This window comes from Klenkia sp. PcliD-1-E, from assembly GCF_024124375.1.
Classification (GTDB): Bacteria; Actinomycetota; Actinomycetes; order Mycobacteriales; family Geodermatophilaceae; genus Klenkia.
This window is the reverse complement of the sequence record NZ_JAMXRZ010000104.1, coordinates 1-14,329: the sequence shown is the minus strand read 5'-3', so window position 1 is coordinate 14,329 and position 14,329 is coordinate 1. Positions and strand designations below refer to the sequence as shown.

13 protein-coding genes are annotated in these 14,329 nt (G+C 75.2%); 5 read left to right on the top strand and 8 right to left on the bottom strand.

Annotation, left to right across the window (positions count from 1 at the left end; all coding sequences use genetic code 11):
- Positions 1 to 2,447 (bottom strand): AAA family ATPase (locus NH342_RS17745; protein WP_253016768.1); only part of this gene is annotated, 2,447 nt, incomplete at its 3' end.
- 364 nt (positions 2,448 to 2,811) lie between these two features.
- Between NH342_RS17745 and NH342_RS17740 the strand changes: the two genes are divergently transcribed.
- On the top strand, positions 2,812 to 4,239 hold the full coding sequence (locus tag NH342_RS17740) for a glucose-6-phosphate dehydrogenase (NADP(+)) (RefSeq protein ID WP_253016766.1): 1,428 nt from the start codon (positions 2,812 to 2,814) through the stop codon (positions 4,237 to 4,239).
- Positions 4,240 to 4,498: 259 nt separating this feature from the next.
- Here NH342_RS17740 and NH342_RS17735 read toward each other — a convergent pair whose 3' ends face one another.
- The gene (locus NH342_RS17735) at positions 4,499 to 5,230 is read right to left on the bottom strand and encodes a phospholipid scramblase-related protein (RefSeq protein WP_253016764.1); all 732 of its coding nucleotides are present in this window, start codon (positions 5,228 to 5,230) and stop codon (positions 4,499 to 4,501) included.
- A gap of 32 nt (positions 5,231 to 5,262) precedes the next feature.
- Here NH342_RS17735 and NH342_RS17730 point away from each other — a divergent pair, with 32 nt between their 5' ends.
- The 3 genes from NH342_RS17730 to NH342_RS17720 all read left to right on the top strand — a co-directional run bounded on the left by NH342_RS17730 (position 5,263) and on the right by NH342_RS17720 (position 7,480).
- A complete protein-coding gene (locus NH342_RS17730) occupies positions 5,263 to 6,528 on the top strand; it encodes an ArgE/DapE family deacylase (RefSeq protein WP_253016762.1) in 1,266 nt (421 codons plus the stop codon).
- On the top strand, positions 6,525 to 7,154 hold the full coding sequence (locus NH342_RS17725) for a metal-dependent phosphohydrolase (protein WP_253016760.1): 630 nt from the start codon (positions 6,525 to 6,527) through the stop codon (positions 7,152 to 7,154). The genes NH342_RS17730 and NH342_RS17725 overlap by 4 nt, the downstream gene beginning before the upstream one ends.
- Before the next feature lie 89 nt (positions 7,155 to 7,243).
- Entirely contained in the window at positions 7,244 to 7,480 is a 237-nt protein-coding gene (locus tag NH342_RS17720) for a DUF6458 family protein (RefSeq protein ID WP_253016758.1), read from the top strand.
- On the opposite strand, the gene NH342_RS17715 is transcribed toward NH342_RS17720, so the two are convergent.
- Positions 7,474 to 7,743: a DUF4031 domain-containing protein gene (locus NH342_RS17715; protein WP_253016756.1), complete on the bottom strand. Its 270-nt coding sequence runs from the start codon at positions 7,741 to 7,743 to the stop codon at positions 7,474 to 7,476. The genes NH342_RS17720 and NH342_RS17715 overlap by 7 nt on opposite strands.
- Positions 7,744 to 7,774: 31 nt before the next feature.
- Here NH342_RS17715 and NH342_RS17710 point away from each other — a divergent pair, with 31 nt between their 5' ends.
- A complete protein-coding gene (locus NH342_RS17710; RefSeq protein ID WP_253016754.1) occupies positions 7,775 to 8,770 on the top strand; it encodes a Gfo/Idh/MocA family protein in 996 nt (331 codons plus the stop codon).
- Between the two features lie 85 nt (positions 8,771 to 8,855).
- On the opposite strand, the gene NH342_RS17705 is transcribed toward NH342_RS17710, so the two are convergent.
- The 5 genes from NH342_RS17705 to NH342_RS24340 form a co-directional block, all read right to left on the bottom strand.
- On the bottom strand, positions 8,856 to 9,857 hold the full coding sequence (locus NH342_RS17705) for an ABC transporter substrate-binding protein (RefSeq protein WP_253016752.1): 1,002 nt from the start codon (positions 9,855 to 9,857) through the stop codon (positions 8,856 to 8,858).
- A 171-nt stretch (positions 9,858 to 10,028) separates the two neighbouring features.
- Complete coding sequence (groL, locus tag NH342_RS17700) at positions 10,029 to 11,654, bottom strand: chaperonin GroEL (RefSeq protein ID WP_091557133.1); 1,626 nt, start codon at positions 11,652 to 11,654, stop codon at positions 10,029 to 10,031.
- 188 nt (positions 11,655 to 11,842) lie between these two features.
- The gene (locus NH342_RS17695; protein WP_253016750.1) at positions 11,843 to 12,268 is read right to left on the bottom strand and encodes a hypothetical protein; all 426 of its coding nucleotides are present in this window, start codon (positions 12,266 to 12,268) and stop codon (positions 11,843 to 11,845) included.
- Positions 12,269 to 12,278: 10 nt separating this feature from the next.
- Complete coding sequence (gene wecB / locus NH342_RS17690) at positions 12,279 to 13,394, bottom strand: non-hydrolyzing UDP-N-acetylglucosamine 2-epimerase (protein ID WP_253016748.1); 1,116 nt, start codon at positions 13,392 to 13,394, stop codon at positions 12,279 to 12,281.
- A complete protein-coding gene (locus NH342_RS24340) occupies positions 13,391 to 14,230 on the bottom strand; it encodes a choice-of-anchor P family protein (RefSeq protein ID WP_253016746.1) in 840 nt (279 codons plus the stop codon). Before NH342_RS24340 ends, wecB begins: the two co-directional genes overlap by 4 nt.
- Positions 14,231 to 14,329 lie beyond the last annotated feature (99 nt).

Below are 14,329 nucleotides of genomic sequence, written 5' to 3'. Positions count from 1 at the left end.
GCGTCGTCCGAGCCGTGCAGCCGCGCCAGCTCGGCGTCCAGCCGCAGCGCCCAGGCCCGGCCCTCGCCGTCGACCTCGCCGACGTGCTCGGCGAACAGCGCCTGCGCCTCCCGCGCCTGCCCGACCACACGCTCGCCAGCCGCCACCCAGCGCCGCGCCGTCTCCGGGTCGCCCGACGCCCGCGCGGCGGCCGCGGCGTCGGCGACCGGGCCCAGGGCGACCGCGGCCAACCGCACGGCGACCAGGAAGTCCAGGGGCCAGATCTCGCGCAGCCGGCGGACGCTCCGCTCGGCGGCAGCCACGGCGGCGGTGGGGTCCTCGCGCCAGGCCGTCAGCTCGATGGCCGCGCTGGCCGCGGTGAGCACGACCGCCGCGTTGCCGAGCCGGTCGCCGACCGTCCAGGCCTGCTCGACCTGGTCGCGGACGTCGGACCCGCGGCCGATGGCCACGTGCAGGCCGGCCACCCGGACGTGCGCGGCGGTGTCGGGCACCCGGGCCAGCTCGTCGGCCGCGGCCAGCGCCGCGTCCCACTCACCGCCGTGCAGCTGGGCCAGCACCTGCAGGTAGCGCAGCTCGGCGGCGTAGAAGCTCCAGCCCGCGCCCAGCGCGGCGGCGCGGGCAAGAGCGGGGCGGGCGTGCGCCACGGCCGCGGCGAGGTCGCCGGACTCGTAGGCGATGGTGGCGAGGTTGAACGCCGCCCGGAGCTCGACGTCGAGGTCACCGGCCCGCCGGGCGCGCTGCAGCGCCTCGACCAGGTCGGCGGTGCGCGCCCCCGGGTCGCCCTCCCCCGTCATGCGGGCCAGCGAGATCATCGTGTCCGACCACGCGCTCTCCAGGCCCAGCTGCTCGGCGCCGGCCAGGGCCTCGAGCGCGGCCGCCCGGGCGGCCGCGGGGTCGGTGTTGACCGACCAGGCCGTGCGGGCGCGGGCGGCGGTGGCCCACACCCGGTCGGCGGTCAAGGGGTGCGCCGGGATGAGGTCCAGCGCTGCGGCGCTCGCGTCGACGGCACCGGGCAGGTCGTCGACGCGGATGAGCGCCTGGGCGAGCGTGTACGCCACCCGCCCGGCCAGGTAGGGGTCGGCCGGGGCGAGGTCGCGGGCCGAGCGCAGCAGGGCGATGCCCCGGTGCAGCTCCCCGGCAGCCCGGGCGGCCGCCGCCGCGCGCAGCAGCAGGCCCACCTCGCCGTCGGGCACCCCGTCCTGCAGCTGCGGCACCGAGGGCCACAGCGTCAGTGCGGCCTCCAGCTGCTGCAGCGCCTCGGCCGGGGCGCCGACGGCGGTGGCCTCGTCGGCGGCGGTGAGCGCGGCGGTGAAGGCACCGGACAGGTCGTTGCTCTCCCGTGCGTGGTGGGCCAGCTCCGCGGCGGTGCCGGTGCCGTCCGCGCGCAGCCGGGCGGCGACCGCGGCGTGCACCCGGGTGCGCTCACCGGGCAGCAGGTCGGCGAGCACCGCCTCGCGCAGCAGCGCGTGCCGGAACCGCAGTCGGCCGTCGGGGTCGACGACCAGCACGTGCCGGTGCACCGCCTCGGCCAGCGCGGCGTCGAGGTCGGGTTCGGCCAGCCCGGCGACCGCGGTGAGCAGGTCCTGCCGCACGCGCCGACCGGCGACGGCGGCCACCCGCAGCACCCGCTGTGCGTCGGGGCCGAGCTCCTCGACGCGGGCCAGCAGCACCTCCGACAACGCCCACGGCAGCTCGCCGCCGCGGCTGCCGGCGGCCAGCAGCTCCTCGGCGTAGAAGGCGTTGCCCTCCGCCCGCGCGACGACGTCGTCGACCAGCCGCTCGGGCACCCCGCCCTCGCCGGCCGCGACGGCCCGGACCAGCGCGGCGAGGTCGGGGTCGGGCAGCGGCGGGAGGTCCAGCCGCTCGACCCCGGGCAGCCGGACCAGCTCGGCCAGCAGCGGGCGCAGCGGGTGCCGGCGGTGCAGGTCGTCGCTGCGGTAGCTGGCGACGACGAGCACGGGCTCGGCGACCAGCCGGGTGAGCAGGTAGCGCAGCAGGTCGCGGCTGGACCGGTCGGCCCAGTGCAGGTCCTCCAGCACCACCAGCAGCGGCTGCCGGCCGGCGATCTCCCCGAGCAGCGCGGCGACGGCCTCGAACAGCGGCAACCGGCCGCCCTCGGCCGGGCCGGCGTCCGGGGCCCCCAGCAGGGGCACCAGCGCAGGGTGCCCGGCGGGCAGCTCGTCGCGCAGCGGGCGGAGCAGGTCGACGAAGGGCAGGTAGGGCAGCCCGACGTCCCCCATGTCCAGGCAGTGGCCGGTGAGCACCTGCACCCCGCGCTCGCGGGCGAGGTCGCCGGTGGCGGCCAGCAACCGGCTCTTCCCGACCCCGGCGTCCCCGGCGACCAGCACGGCCGAGGGCCGGCCGGCCCGCGCACGCTCGACGTGCTCGGTCAGCCGGGCGAGCTCCGCGTCCCGGCCGACGAGCGGGACCTCCACCCACTGCGGCACGTCCGGGATCGTGGCACGACCTTCCGACACGACCGCTCAGCGGCGGCCGAAGGGCCAGCGGCCCCGCGCCCGACGGCGGCGCGCGGTCCGCTGCAGCTGCTCGCGGCGGTAGGCCAGCTCGGCCTCGGCTCCCGGTCCCCAGACGGCGTCCACGGTGTCCTCCTCGTCATCGGTGTGCGACGACGACCACGCTCGGCCTGAGGGGACCCGCCGGGCATCGGGAGGTCACGTCGACCCGGGCGCCGGGCGGGCCTGAGGCACCCTCGGCGCAGCGCACGAGACGTGGCTCATCCGGGTTCACAGGCATACGTCGAGGTGGTGGGGGCATGGTGGCGCCGGAGAACCGCGCGACGAGAGGACGACCGTGCCCGAGAACGGGACCACCGACACCGACCTGCCCCCCACGATCTTCGTGCTCTACGGGGCCACCGGTGACCTCGCCCGGCGGATGGTGCTGCCGGCCTTCTACCAGCTCGCCCAGTTCGGGCTGCTGCCCCGCGAGTGGCGGCTGGTGGGCAACGGCCGCGGCGACGTGTCGCACGAGGACTTCCAGGGCCGGGTGCACGACGCGCTCACCGAGTTCGGTCCCAAGCCCGAGGACGGGCCGTGGGACGACTTCGTGAAGAACCTGCGCTTCGCCGGCGGCGGGTTCGACGAGACCGACCCCGGGAGCCTGCTGGACGTGCTGGAGGAGACCAAGGCCGAGATGGGCGGGGAGCCCCAGCACGTGCACTACCTCGCCGTCCCGCCCTCGGCGTTCGAGAAGCTGACGAAGGGCCTGCAGGAGCACGGCCTGGTCGAGGGCTCCCGGGTGGTCTACGAGAAGCCCTACGGCACCAGCCCGGAGTCCTTCCGCGAGCTCGACGACCTGGTGCTCTCGGTGCTCGACGAGGAGCAGGTCTTCCGCATCGACCACTTCCTGGGCAAGGAGGGCACCCAGGACCTGCACGTGCTGCGGTTCGCCAACGGGCTGTTCGAGCACGTGTGGGACCGCGAGCACGTGCAGCAGGTGCAGATCGACGTCCCCGAGACCCTGGACGTCGCCCAGCGCGCCGAGTTCTACGACGCCACCGGCGCCGTCCTGGACATGCTGGTCACCCACCTGTTCCAGGTGGCCGCCGAGGTCGCCATGGAGCCCCCGGTCGACCTGTCGCCGGCGTCCCTGCAGGAGGCCCGCGAGGCCGTCCTCGCCGCCTTCCGGCCGCTGGCGAAGGAGGACGTCGTCCTGGGCCAGTTCGAGGGCTACACCGGCATCGAGGGCATCCCCGCCGACTCGACCACCGACACCTTCGTGGCCGCCCGGCTGTGGGTGGACACCGACCGCTGGCACGGCGTCCCGTTCCTGCTGCGCACCGGCAAGAAGCTGGCCGCCTCCGAGCAGAAGGTGTCGCTGCTGCTGCGCAAGCCCGACGGCCCGGTCACCCACGTGCCCGAGCACGGCAACGTCATCACGCTGTCGCTGTCGGGCGCCGGCGCGCTGGACCTGGACTTCGTGGCCAAGCGGCCCGGCCCGACGCTGGAGCTGACCCAGACCCGCACCACCCTGGGCCTGGCCGACATCGAGGGCGGCACGCCGCTGCCGCCCTACGTGTCGCTGATCCACGACGTGGTCACCGGCGACCGGTCGCTGTTCACCACCAGCGCCGGGCTGGCGAAGGCCTGGGCCACCGTGGAGCCGCTGCTGGACGACCGGCCCGAGGTGCAGCCCTACGCCGAGGGCTCCTGGGGCCCGGCCGCGGCCAACGAGCTGGCCGCCCCCTGCGGCTGGCTGCTGGGGCAGACCGAGGAGTGAGCCGCGGGCCGGACGGTGATCAGGGCACCTGGTCACTGTCCGGCCGACCGCACGGACGTCGGTGTGGACGGCCGCACGGTGATCAGGGGCCCTGATCACCGTGCGCCGTGGGTCGGGGTCCGGACCGGACGCTGGTCGCCTCGCGGCGAGTTGCGCATCCGGGGCTCCAGCCTCGAAAGAGCGGTTTTCCCCGGCGGCAGTTATCCAGTGGAGCCCGGGGACACAGGTCGCCCGGCCCGGACGGCGTCCACCGTACGCCTCACCCGAAGCCGCGGTCGTCCTGCTTGAGCGCCGTGTCGACGGTCAGCGCGCTGGCCAGCACCAACGACGCGAGCGGGTCCTCCAGCCGGCGGTGCACCTGCACGGCGTAGTTGTCGGCGGTGGTGAACATCGTCCGCGCCAGGCCCTCCCAGGTCTTGGTGATCCGGGCGACCTCGGTGCCGGTGTGGTCGGTGATCGCGAAGTTCCACGCCCGCCAGTTCTCGGCCTGGATCGCCCCGGCCAGCCGGCCGCCCACCACCAGGTCGAAGCGGATCTTGCCGAAGGCGTTGGCCTGCACGACCTCCCCGACCGGCTCGCCCCAGGGCCGGGTGACCTGGACGCGGGACTTCACCAGCTTGGCCGGCCGGTGGAGCACCAGGACCACCCCGGTGGCGTCGCGGACCTCGAGCGTGTGGGTGAGGAACTGGTCGATCGAGGAGACGAAGCGCAGCGCCTTCTTCGCCGCCGACTGACCCACCTCGACCACCGCGCCGATCTGCTGGCCGCTGCCGTCCCGCACCGCGTACTCGTTGGTCAGCTCGATCAGCTTGGTCTTCTGGTTGACCACCAGGACCGGCTGCTCAAGCAGGATCGACCGGCCCTGCTGGTGCTGCGGCTGCGCGACCGGCTGCTGGAGGTGCTCGGTCCAGGCCTGGCCGTCCCACCAGCGGGTGGCCGGGCTGCCGGCGGGGTCGGGGTACCAGCCAGGGGGCGGCGGCGGAGCGGTCATGGGCTGGCACGGTAGTGCGCGAGACTGTGCCGGTGGCCGACCTGACCGACGCCGAGGCCCGCGTCCTGGACGCCGTCGACGAGGCCTGGGCGCTCGACCGGCTGCGCGAGCTCGTCGCCGTCCCGTCGGTCGGCGGCACCCCCGCGGAGTCCGAGGCGCAGCACCTGGTCGCCGGCTGGCTGACCGACCTGGGTGCCGACACCGACGTCTGGGCGATCGACCTCGCCGCCGCGGCCACCGCAGCCGACGCCCCCGGCCAGGAGGTCGTGCGCGAGGAGGCGTGGGGCGTCGTCGGCACCCTCGGCGGGGACGGCGAACCCGGCCTCGTGCTGTGCGGGCACAGCGACGTCGTCCCGCCCGGTGACCGGCAGCTGTGGCCCGGGGATCCCTTCACGCCCCGGCTGGCCGACGGCGTGCTGCACGGGCGCGGCACCTGCGACATGAAGGGCGGCCTGGTCGCCGCGGTCGCCGCCGCCCGAGCGGTGGCCGCGTCCGGGGTGCCGCTGACCCGGCCGCTGGCGGTGCACAGCGTCGTCGGCGAGGAGGACGGCGGTCTCGGCGCCTGGGCCACCCTGCAGCGCGGCCACCGCGGCGCCGCGTGCGTCGTCCCCGAGCCGACCGCCGGGTCGGTGATGACGGCGAACGCGGGCGCGCTGACCTTCCGGCTCACCGTCACCGGCCTCGCCGCGCACGGCGCCATGCGGGACCAGGGGGTCAGCGCGGTCGAGCTGTTCGGCGAGCTGCACACCGCGCTGCGCGCCTTCGAGGCGACCCGGCAATGCTACGTCGAGCGGTTCACCGGCACCGCGCTGCCGTACGGCTTGTCCATCGGCACCGTGCAGGCCGGCGACTGGTCGTCCTCCGTGCCCGACCGGCTCGTCGCCGAGGGACGGTACGGGGTGCAGGTCGACGAACCGGTGGAGACCGCCCGCGAGCTGCTGGAGGCCGCCGTCGCCGGGTTCTGCGCCGGCCACCCGTGGCTGGCGCAGCACCCGGTGCGGGTGGAGTGGGTGGGCGGCAGCTTCGCCAGCGGCCGGTTGCCGCAGGGCTCGCCCCTGCTGCCCGCCGTCGCACGGGCCGTCGTGGACGCCGGCCGGCCGCGCCCCGCCGAGCGGTACGTGCCGGCCGGCACCGACCTGCGGCTCTACGCCGCCGCGGGCGTACCCACGCTGCACTACGGACCGGGCGACCTGGCCCTGGCGCACGGCCCGCGCGAGCAGGTCCCGCTGGACGACGTCGTGCACGTGGCCCGGGTGCTCGCGCTGACCGCGCTGCGGCAGTGCACGGTGGAGGCATGACCGTCCAGTTCGAGGACTTCGCCGCCCTGACCGAGGACTCCCCCACCGCCCGCACCGAGTGGGCCGCGGTCGTGGACGCCTGGGGCGAACCGCACCGCCGGTACCACGACCTGGCCCACCTGGCCGCCGTCCTGGGGGTGGCCGGCGAGCTCGCCGCCCACGCCACCGACCCGACCGCCGTGGCGCTCGCCGCCTGGTACCACGACGTGGTCTACGACCCCACCGCCGGCGACAACGAGGAGGTCAGCGCACAGCGGGCGCAGGCCGGCCTGCGCGGGCTGGTGCCCGACGACCGGCTGGCCGAGGTGGTGCGGCTGGTGCGGCTCACCGCCGGCCATGACCCCGCGGACGACGACGCGGACGGCGCGGTGCTCTGCGACGCCGACCTCGCCGTGCTCGCCGCCCCCGCGCCGGCCTACGCGGCCTACGCCTCCGCCGTCCGGGAGGAGTACGGGCACCTGGACGACGCCGCCTTCACCGCCGGCCGGATCGGCGTCCTGAAGTCCTTGCTCGACCTGCCCCGGCTCTACCGGACGCCAACGGCGCAGCCGTGGGAGGCCCCGGCGCGGGCCAACCTCACCGCGGAGCTCGCCCTCCTGCGCGCCCGGGTCCACCCCTCCGGGTGACGTCCCGGCTGGCGGGGCACCCGCCGGCGCGGGACCGTGACCGGGCGCACCCCGCTCCACCTGCGGGTGGCTCGACACGAGGAGATGCCATGAGGCTCGGTACCGGAATCCTGCTCCTGGCCGTGGGAGCGATCCTGACCTTCGCGGTGACCGCGCAGGTGTCGGGGATCGACCTGCGCGTGGTCGGCTGGATCCTGATGGCCGTCGGCGCGATCGGCATCGTCGTCGAGCTGGCCGTCTGGGCGCCGCGCCGCCGCAGGGTGGTGCGCACCGACGGCTACGAGGGCGGTCCCGTCCGGCGGTCGACCACGGAGGAGACCTACTGACCGCGGGGACGGCGAGCCCGTAGGCCGGCGCCCAGGAGCCGGGCCAGCAGCTCCCGGCAGCCCACCGGCTCGGCCCCCGCGGCCACCGCGACCGCGTGCAGCTCCTCGGGGACGTCGTAGTGGTCGCCCTGGAAGGCCCGCCGCGGGATGCCCAGCTCGGCGGCGACGAAGGCGTGCAGCTCGTCGTAGGAGACGTCGCTGACCAGGTGCGACCACAGCCGCCCCCGCCACGGCCAGACGGGGGTGTCGATCAGCACGGCCACGGTCGACAGTGTCCCCCGCTACCGTCGCGGGGTGAGCAGGCAGACCCGCTGGGGCATCGTCGGACCGGGCCGCATCGCCGAGAACGTGGTGCGGGACTTCGTGCACGTCCCCGGGGCGGAGGTCACCGCCGTCGGCTCGCGGTCCCTGGACCGGGCGCAGGACTTCGCCGCCAGGCACGGCATCGGCACCGCGCACGGCTCCTACGCCGAGCTGGTCGCCGACCCCGACGTCGACGTGCTGTACCTGGCCACCCCGCACCCCCAACACCACGCGGTCGCCCTCGACGCGGTCGCCGCCGGCAAGCACCTGCTGGTCGAGAAGTCCTTCACCGCCACGGTCGCCGGTGCGCAGGAGGTCGTCGACGCCGCCCGCGCCGCCGGGGTGTTCGTGATGGAGGCGATGTGGACCCGCTTCCAGCCCGCCGTCGTCCGGCTGCGGGAGCTGATCGCCGACGGGGCGGTCGGTGAGGTCCGCAGCGTGCAGGCCGACCTCGGCGTGGCCCGCGAGTACGACCCGGAGGATCGGCTGTTCGCCCAGGAGCTGGGCGGCGGCGCGCTGCTCGACCTCGGGGTCTACGTGGTGTCCTTCGCCCAGATGCTGCTCGGCGACCCCGACACGGTCACCGCGACCGGGTCGACCTTCCCCACCGGGGTGGACGCCGAGGCCGCCGTCCTGCTCGGGTACGCCGACGGCCGCTCCGCCGCGCTGCTGACCTCGCTGCGCAACCCCCTGCCCGGGCAGGCGCGGGTGTTCGGCACGCAGGGGTGGGTCGACGTCCTCCCCCGGTTCCACCACCCGGCCACGATCGTGCTGCACCGCGCCGACGGCGAGCCCGAGACCATCACCCTGCCTCCGGAGGGCACCGGGTACAGCCACGAGATCGCGGAGGTGCACGACGGCGTGCTGGCCGGCCGCACCGAGTCCGCGGTCATGCCGCTGGCCGACACCCTCGCCGTCATGCGGGTGCTGGAGGAGGCCGCCGGCCAGCTCGGCGTCACCTCCGCGGAGGCACCCCGGGGGTCGTGATCATGCAGATCGACAACGGGGACACGCCGGTGGCCGGCGTGTCCCCGTTGCGGTTCTGCATGATCACGGAGGCGGGGCGGACGCCTCAGCTCTGCGGCTGCTCCACCGCGGTGGCCGGGTCGCCGTCGGCCGCGGCGGCCAGCGGGTCGACCAGCTGGTCGAGCAGGTAGGGCAGCGACAGCGGGCTGCCGAAGCCGAGCGCGGCGGACACCGCGCCGGAGTACTGGCCCAGCAGCACGGTGCGGTCCTCGGTGACCACGGCGAGCTGGGAGACCACCGTGTCGGCGTCCAGGGCGGCCCGGTCGTAGCCGTTCTCCACCAGGACGTCGGCGTCGAGCAGGTCCAGCCGCTCGGCGGACAGCTCGGTGGAGGTCTCGGGGACGGCGAAGCCGAGGTCGGAGAAGAACTGCGTGCGCAGGTCGTCCTGGCCGAGCAGGTAGTGGCCCGACCCGCCCAGCCCGGTCAGGTCGACGGCCACCGACGCCCCGGCGAAGTCGGGGTTGGCCTCGACGGCGTCGGCGAACCGGCCCTCGACCTCGTCGACGAGCTGCTGCGCCTGGTCCTCCACGCCCAGCGCACGGCCGGTGAGCAGGGTCTGCTCCTGCCAGGGCGTGGCGCCGTCGGGGTGCTCGTCGGTCTGGGCGAGGGTGGGCGCGATCCCCGAAAGCTGGTCGTAGGTCGCCTGGTCGATGAAGGAGTAGACGCCGACGATGAGGTCGGGCTGCAGCGCGGCGATCTCCTCGAGGTTGAGCTCCTCGCTGCCCACCGTCGGGATGTCCGCCTCGGGCAGCCGGTCGGCTGCCCAGGGCCGCTGGGTGGCGTCGTAGTCGCCGAGCAGCTCGCGCTCGCCGACCAGCGTGCCGCCCAGTGCCAGCACGAAGTCGGCGTCGTTGAAGCCGATGGTCACGATGCGCTCGGGCCGCGCCGGGATCTCGGTGGTGCCGAAGGCGTTCTCGATGCTGACCGGGAAGGCGTCCGACGAGCCGGACGAGGACCCGGCGGAGCCGGCGGCGTCGGGGCCGTCGCCGCAGGCGGTCAGGGTCAGGGCGAGGGCGGTGGTGGCCAGCGCGGCCAGCGATCGACGCATGCCACTGAGGTTAGCCTTACCTGTGCGCGAGCTGATCACCCGGGTACGCGGACGGGGCCGCCCTCCCGAAGGAGGACGGCCCCGCCGTGGTGCAGGTGACGCGATGGAACGGCTACGTCGCAGGGACCCAGGGCGTGCGGAGCGCGTCCTGGGGGGCGACGTGGTCCTTCGTCAGAAGTCCATGCCGCCCATGCCGCCGTCGCCACCGGGCATGGCCGGGGCGGCCTTCTCCGGCTTGTCGGCGATGACGGCCTCGGTGGTGAGGAACAGCGCCGCGATCGAGGCGGCGTTCTGCAGCGCCGAGCGGGTGACCTTGGCCGGGTCGATGATGCCCGCGCCGACGAGGTCCACGTACTCGCCCGAGGCGGCGTTGAGGCCCCAGCCGGTCTCGGAGTTGCGGACCTTCTCCGCCACGACGCCGCCCTCGAGGCCGGCGTTGACCGCGATCTGCTTGAGCGGGGCCTCCAGGGCCACGCGAACGATGTTCGCGCCGGTGGCCTCGTCGCCGGTGAGCTCGAGCTTCTCGAAGACCGAGGTGGCCTGGGCCAGGGCGACGCCACCGCCGGCGACGATGCCCTCCTCGACGGCAGCCTTCGCGTTGCGGACGGCGTCCTCGATGCGGTGCTTGCGCTCCTTGAGCTCGACCTCGGTGGCGGCACCGGCCTTGATGACGGCGACGCCGCCGGCCAGCTTGGCCAGCCGCTCCTGCAGCTTCTCGCGGTCGTAGTCGGAGTCGGACTTCTCGATCTCGGCGCGGATCTGGTTCACCCGGCCGGCGATCTGGTCCTGGTCCCCGGCGCCCTCGACGATGGTGGTCTCGTCCTTGGTCACGACGACCTTGCGGGCGCGGCCGAGCAGGTCCAGGCCCGCGTTCTCGAGCTTGAGGCCGACCTCCTCGGAGATGACCTGGCCACCGGTGAGGATGGCGATGTCGCCCAGCATGGCCTTGCGGCGGTCGCCGAAGCCCGGGGCCTTGACGGCGACGGACTTGAAGGTGCCGCGGATCTTGTTGACCACCAGGGTCGCCAGGGCCTCGCCCTCGACGTCCTCGGAGATGATCAGCAGCGGCTTGCCGCTCTGCATGACCTTCTCCAGCAGCGGCAGCAGGTCCTTGACCGAGCTGATCTTGGAGTTGACGACGAGCACGTACGGGTCGTCGAGGACGGCCTCCATGCGCTCGGTGTCGGTGACGAAGTAGGGCGAGGTGTAGCCCTTGTCGAAGCGCATGCCCTCGGTGAGCTCGAGCTCCAGGCCGAAGGTGTTGCTCTCCTCGACGGTGATCACGCCCTCCTTGCCGACCTTGTCCATCGCCTCGGCGATGAGCTCGCCGATGGCGGGGTCGGCGGCGGAGATCGACGCGGTGGCCGAGATCTGCTCCTTGGTCTCGACGTCCTTGGCGGTCGAGAGGAGGTACTCGGAGACCGAGGCGACGGCCTTCTCGATGCCCTTCTTCAGGGCCATCGGGTTGGCGCCGGCGGCGACGTTGCGCAGCCCCTCGCGGACGAGGGCCTGGGCCAGCACGGTGGCGGTGGTGGTGCCGTCACCCGCGACGTCGTCGGTCTTCTTGGCGACCTCCTTGACGAGCTCGGCCCCGATCTTCTCCCACGGGTCCTCGAGCTCGATCTCCTTGGCGATGCTCACACCGTCGTTGGTGATGGTGGGAGCACCCCACTTCTTCTCCAGCACGACGTTGCGGCCCTTGGGGCCGAGGGTGACCTTGACGGCGTCGGCGAGGGTGTTCATGCCCCGCTCGAGGCCGCGGCGGGCCTCCTCGTCGAAGGCGATCATCTTGGCCATGTGGTGGTGTCCTCCATGCGTGGCTCGCTGCTGGCCGGGCGGTGCCCGCGACGGACGACACCCGCTCCGTGGACGCTCCGGCGGCCCACGGGCCGGTGCCTCACCGGTCCGACCTGGTTGGCACTCAGGTGCTCCGAGTGCCAACGACGAGTCTGGCACTCACCCCCGGCGAGTGCAAGGACGGGGGGTCACCCCCGTCGGGTGACCAGGGCCCCGACGGCGAGGTCGACCGTGGCCACCAGGGCCCCGCCGGCCAGCGCGGTGAGGGCGAGGGGCCACACGTAGAGGGGCAGGACGAGCAGCAGCGGGGCGGTGGCGGCGTCGAAGGGGGCGACCCACGTCGTCCCCCAGACCCAGGCACCGACCACCACGAGGCCGGCCACGGCCAGCCACCGGCCGGTCCGGTGCTGCGCCCGGCGCCCGACCCGGCGGGCGACGAGCCCGACCACGAGGACGCCGACGGCCACCGCGACCACCCGGCGTGCGGGCCCGGGCTCCCGGTCGAACGGCTCGACCCCGGCCGCCAGCAGCACCAGCGAGACCACGACGACCAGGCCGACCAGGACGACGTGCCCGGCCAGCAGCGCCGGGGCCAGCGAGCGCGGTCGTGGCACCGGCCCGACGCTAGCCGATGGCGAGCACCCCGGCCGCCGGCTCGCGACGACCGGCGGCGGCGAGGGTCAGCGCCGCGATCCGCTGGGCGGCGTGGCCGTCGCCGAAGGGGCTGGGCCGCCGGGCCAGCTCCTCCGGCCACCCGGGCCGCAGCAGGCGGCGCGCCGCGGGCAGCACCCCGTCGGGCCCGGTGAGCTCGGCGAAGCCCGCCTCGACCGCCTCCGGCCGCTCGGTGCTGCGCCGGACGACGACCAGCGGCTTGCCCAGCACCGTGACCTCCTCCTGCACACCCCCGGAGTCCGACACCAGCAGCCGCGCACCGGCGGCCAGGGCCAGGAAGGTCGCGTGGTCGAGCGGGCCGGTGCCCCGCACTGCGGGCGGGAGCACGGCCCCGGCGGAGGCGAGCGCGGCCCGGGTGCGGGGGTGCAGCGGCAGGAGCACCGGCAGGCCCAGCAGGTCCAGCGCCTGCAGCAGGGCCCGCAGCTGGGCCGGGTCGTCGGTGTTCTCCGGGCGGTGCACGGTGGCCAGCACGTACTCCCCCGCGACGACGCCGTGGGCGGCCTGCACCGCGGCCCGGACGGCGGGGGCCGGCAGCGCGCGGCGGGTGGCCTCGACGATGGTGTTGCCGGTGACGTGCACGGCCGAGGCGGGGGTCCCCGCCCGCAGCAGGTGCTCGGCGTTGCCGGGGGTGGCCGCGCAGTGCACGTCGGCGACCGCCCCGATGACCAGCCGGTTGACCTCCTCGGGCATCGCCCGGTCGAAAGAGCGCAGCCCGGCCTCGACGTGCACGACGGGGATGCCGAGGTGGGCCGCGGCCTGGGCCCCGGCGTTGGCCGAGTTGGTGTCGCCCTGCACGACGACGGCGTCGGGCTGGTCGGTGCGGAACCAGTCGGTCAGGCCGGTGAGCATGGCCGCGACCTGGCCCGCCCGGTCGCGGCCGCCGATCCACCGGAGCGGCTGCACCGGCCGGGTCATCCCGACCCCGGCGAAGAACACGTCGGTGAGGTCGGCGTCCCAGTGCTGGCCGGTGGCCAGCGGGGCGGCCGCCGGACCGAGGGCGGCCACCACCGGCGCGAGCTTGATGATCTCGGGCCGGGTGCCCATGACCACCGCCACCCGCGGGGTCATGCGACCAGCACCGGGCCGGTGCGGCGGCGGACGAACCGGACGGCCAGCACGCCCCAGCCGGCGACGACGGCGCCGGCGGCGACCGTCCACCCCGACAGCGGGACGGCGGGGACCGGCACCGTGGCGACGTTCAGCCCGCAGGTGGAGGCGGCGACGTCGACGGCCGAACCGCTCAGCAGCGAGACGTACAGGGCGCTCACCCGGACGCTGCCCGCGCCCTGCGGCTGGGTCTGCCCGTTGAGCAGGATCGTCGCGACGCCGGGCACCGAGACGCTGACCCCTGTGCCCGGGTTGACCGGCAGGTTGATGGTCGCGAGCGTGGTGACCCGGGCGTTGGTCAGGGTCACCCCGGTGGTGGTGGCACCCGCCGAGGTCGCGGTGCACCGGGAGGTGATGGCGTCGGCCTTGATGTCGACCGGGGTGGCGCCACCCACGAGGCGGATCGTCACCCCGCCGCTGCCCGGGTTCACCGTGCAGGTGCCGTCGCTGCCGATGCTGATGCCGCCACCGGTGCCGACCAGGCCGGCGCAGGCCGCCGAGGTGCCGTCGTTGCGGGCCACCGCCTGCTGCACGAGGACACCGGAGGTGATCAGCGTCTGCGAGCCCAGCACGCTCAGCGCCGGCTGGGTGTTGCCGCTGGTGGAGGCGGTCTGGCCGTCGCTGGTCGCCGAGACGGTGCCCGAGGAGGCGGTGGATCCGCCCGCCAGCGTCAGGTTGGCCGCGGTGGCCTGGGCCTGGGAGGTGTCCGCGGCGGCGGGGCCGGCCCACAGCGCCACCAGGGCGGCGGTCGCCGCGGCGACGACGCCCGCGCGGCGGCGGAGACGGGGTGCGGTCACGGGGTGGTCCTCCGGTCGCGGTCGGTCGGGGCAGGGGGTGCGGGACGGCGGCGGGGCGCCTGGTCGTCGCCCAGCAGCAGCGCCGGGATCCGCTCGGTG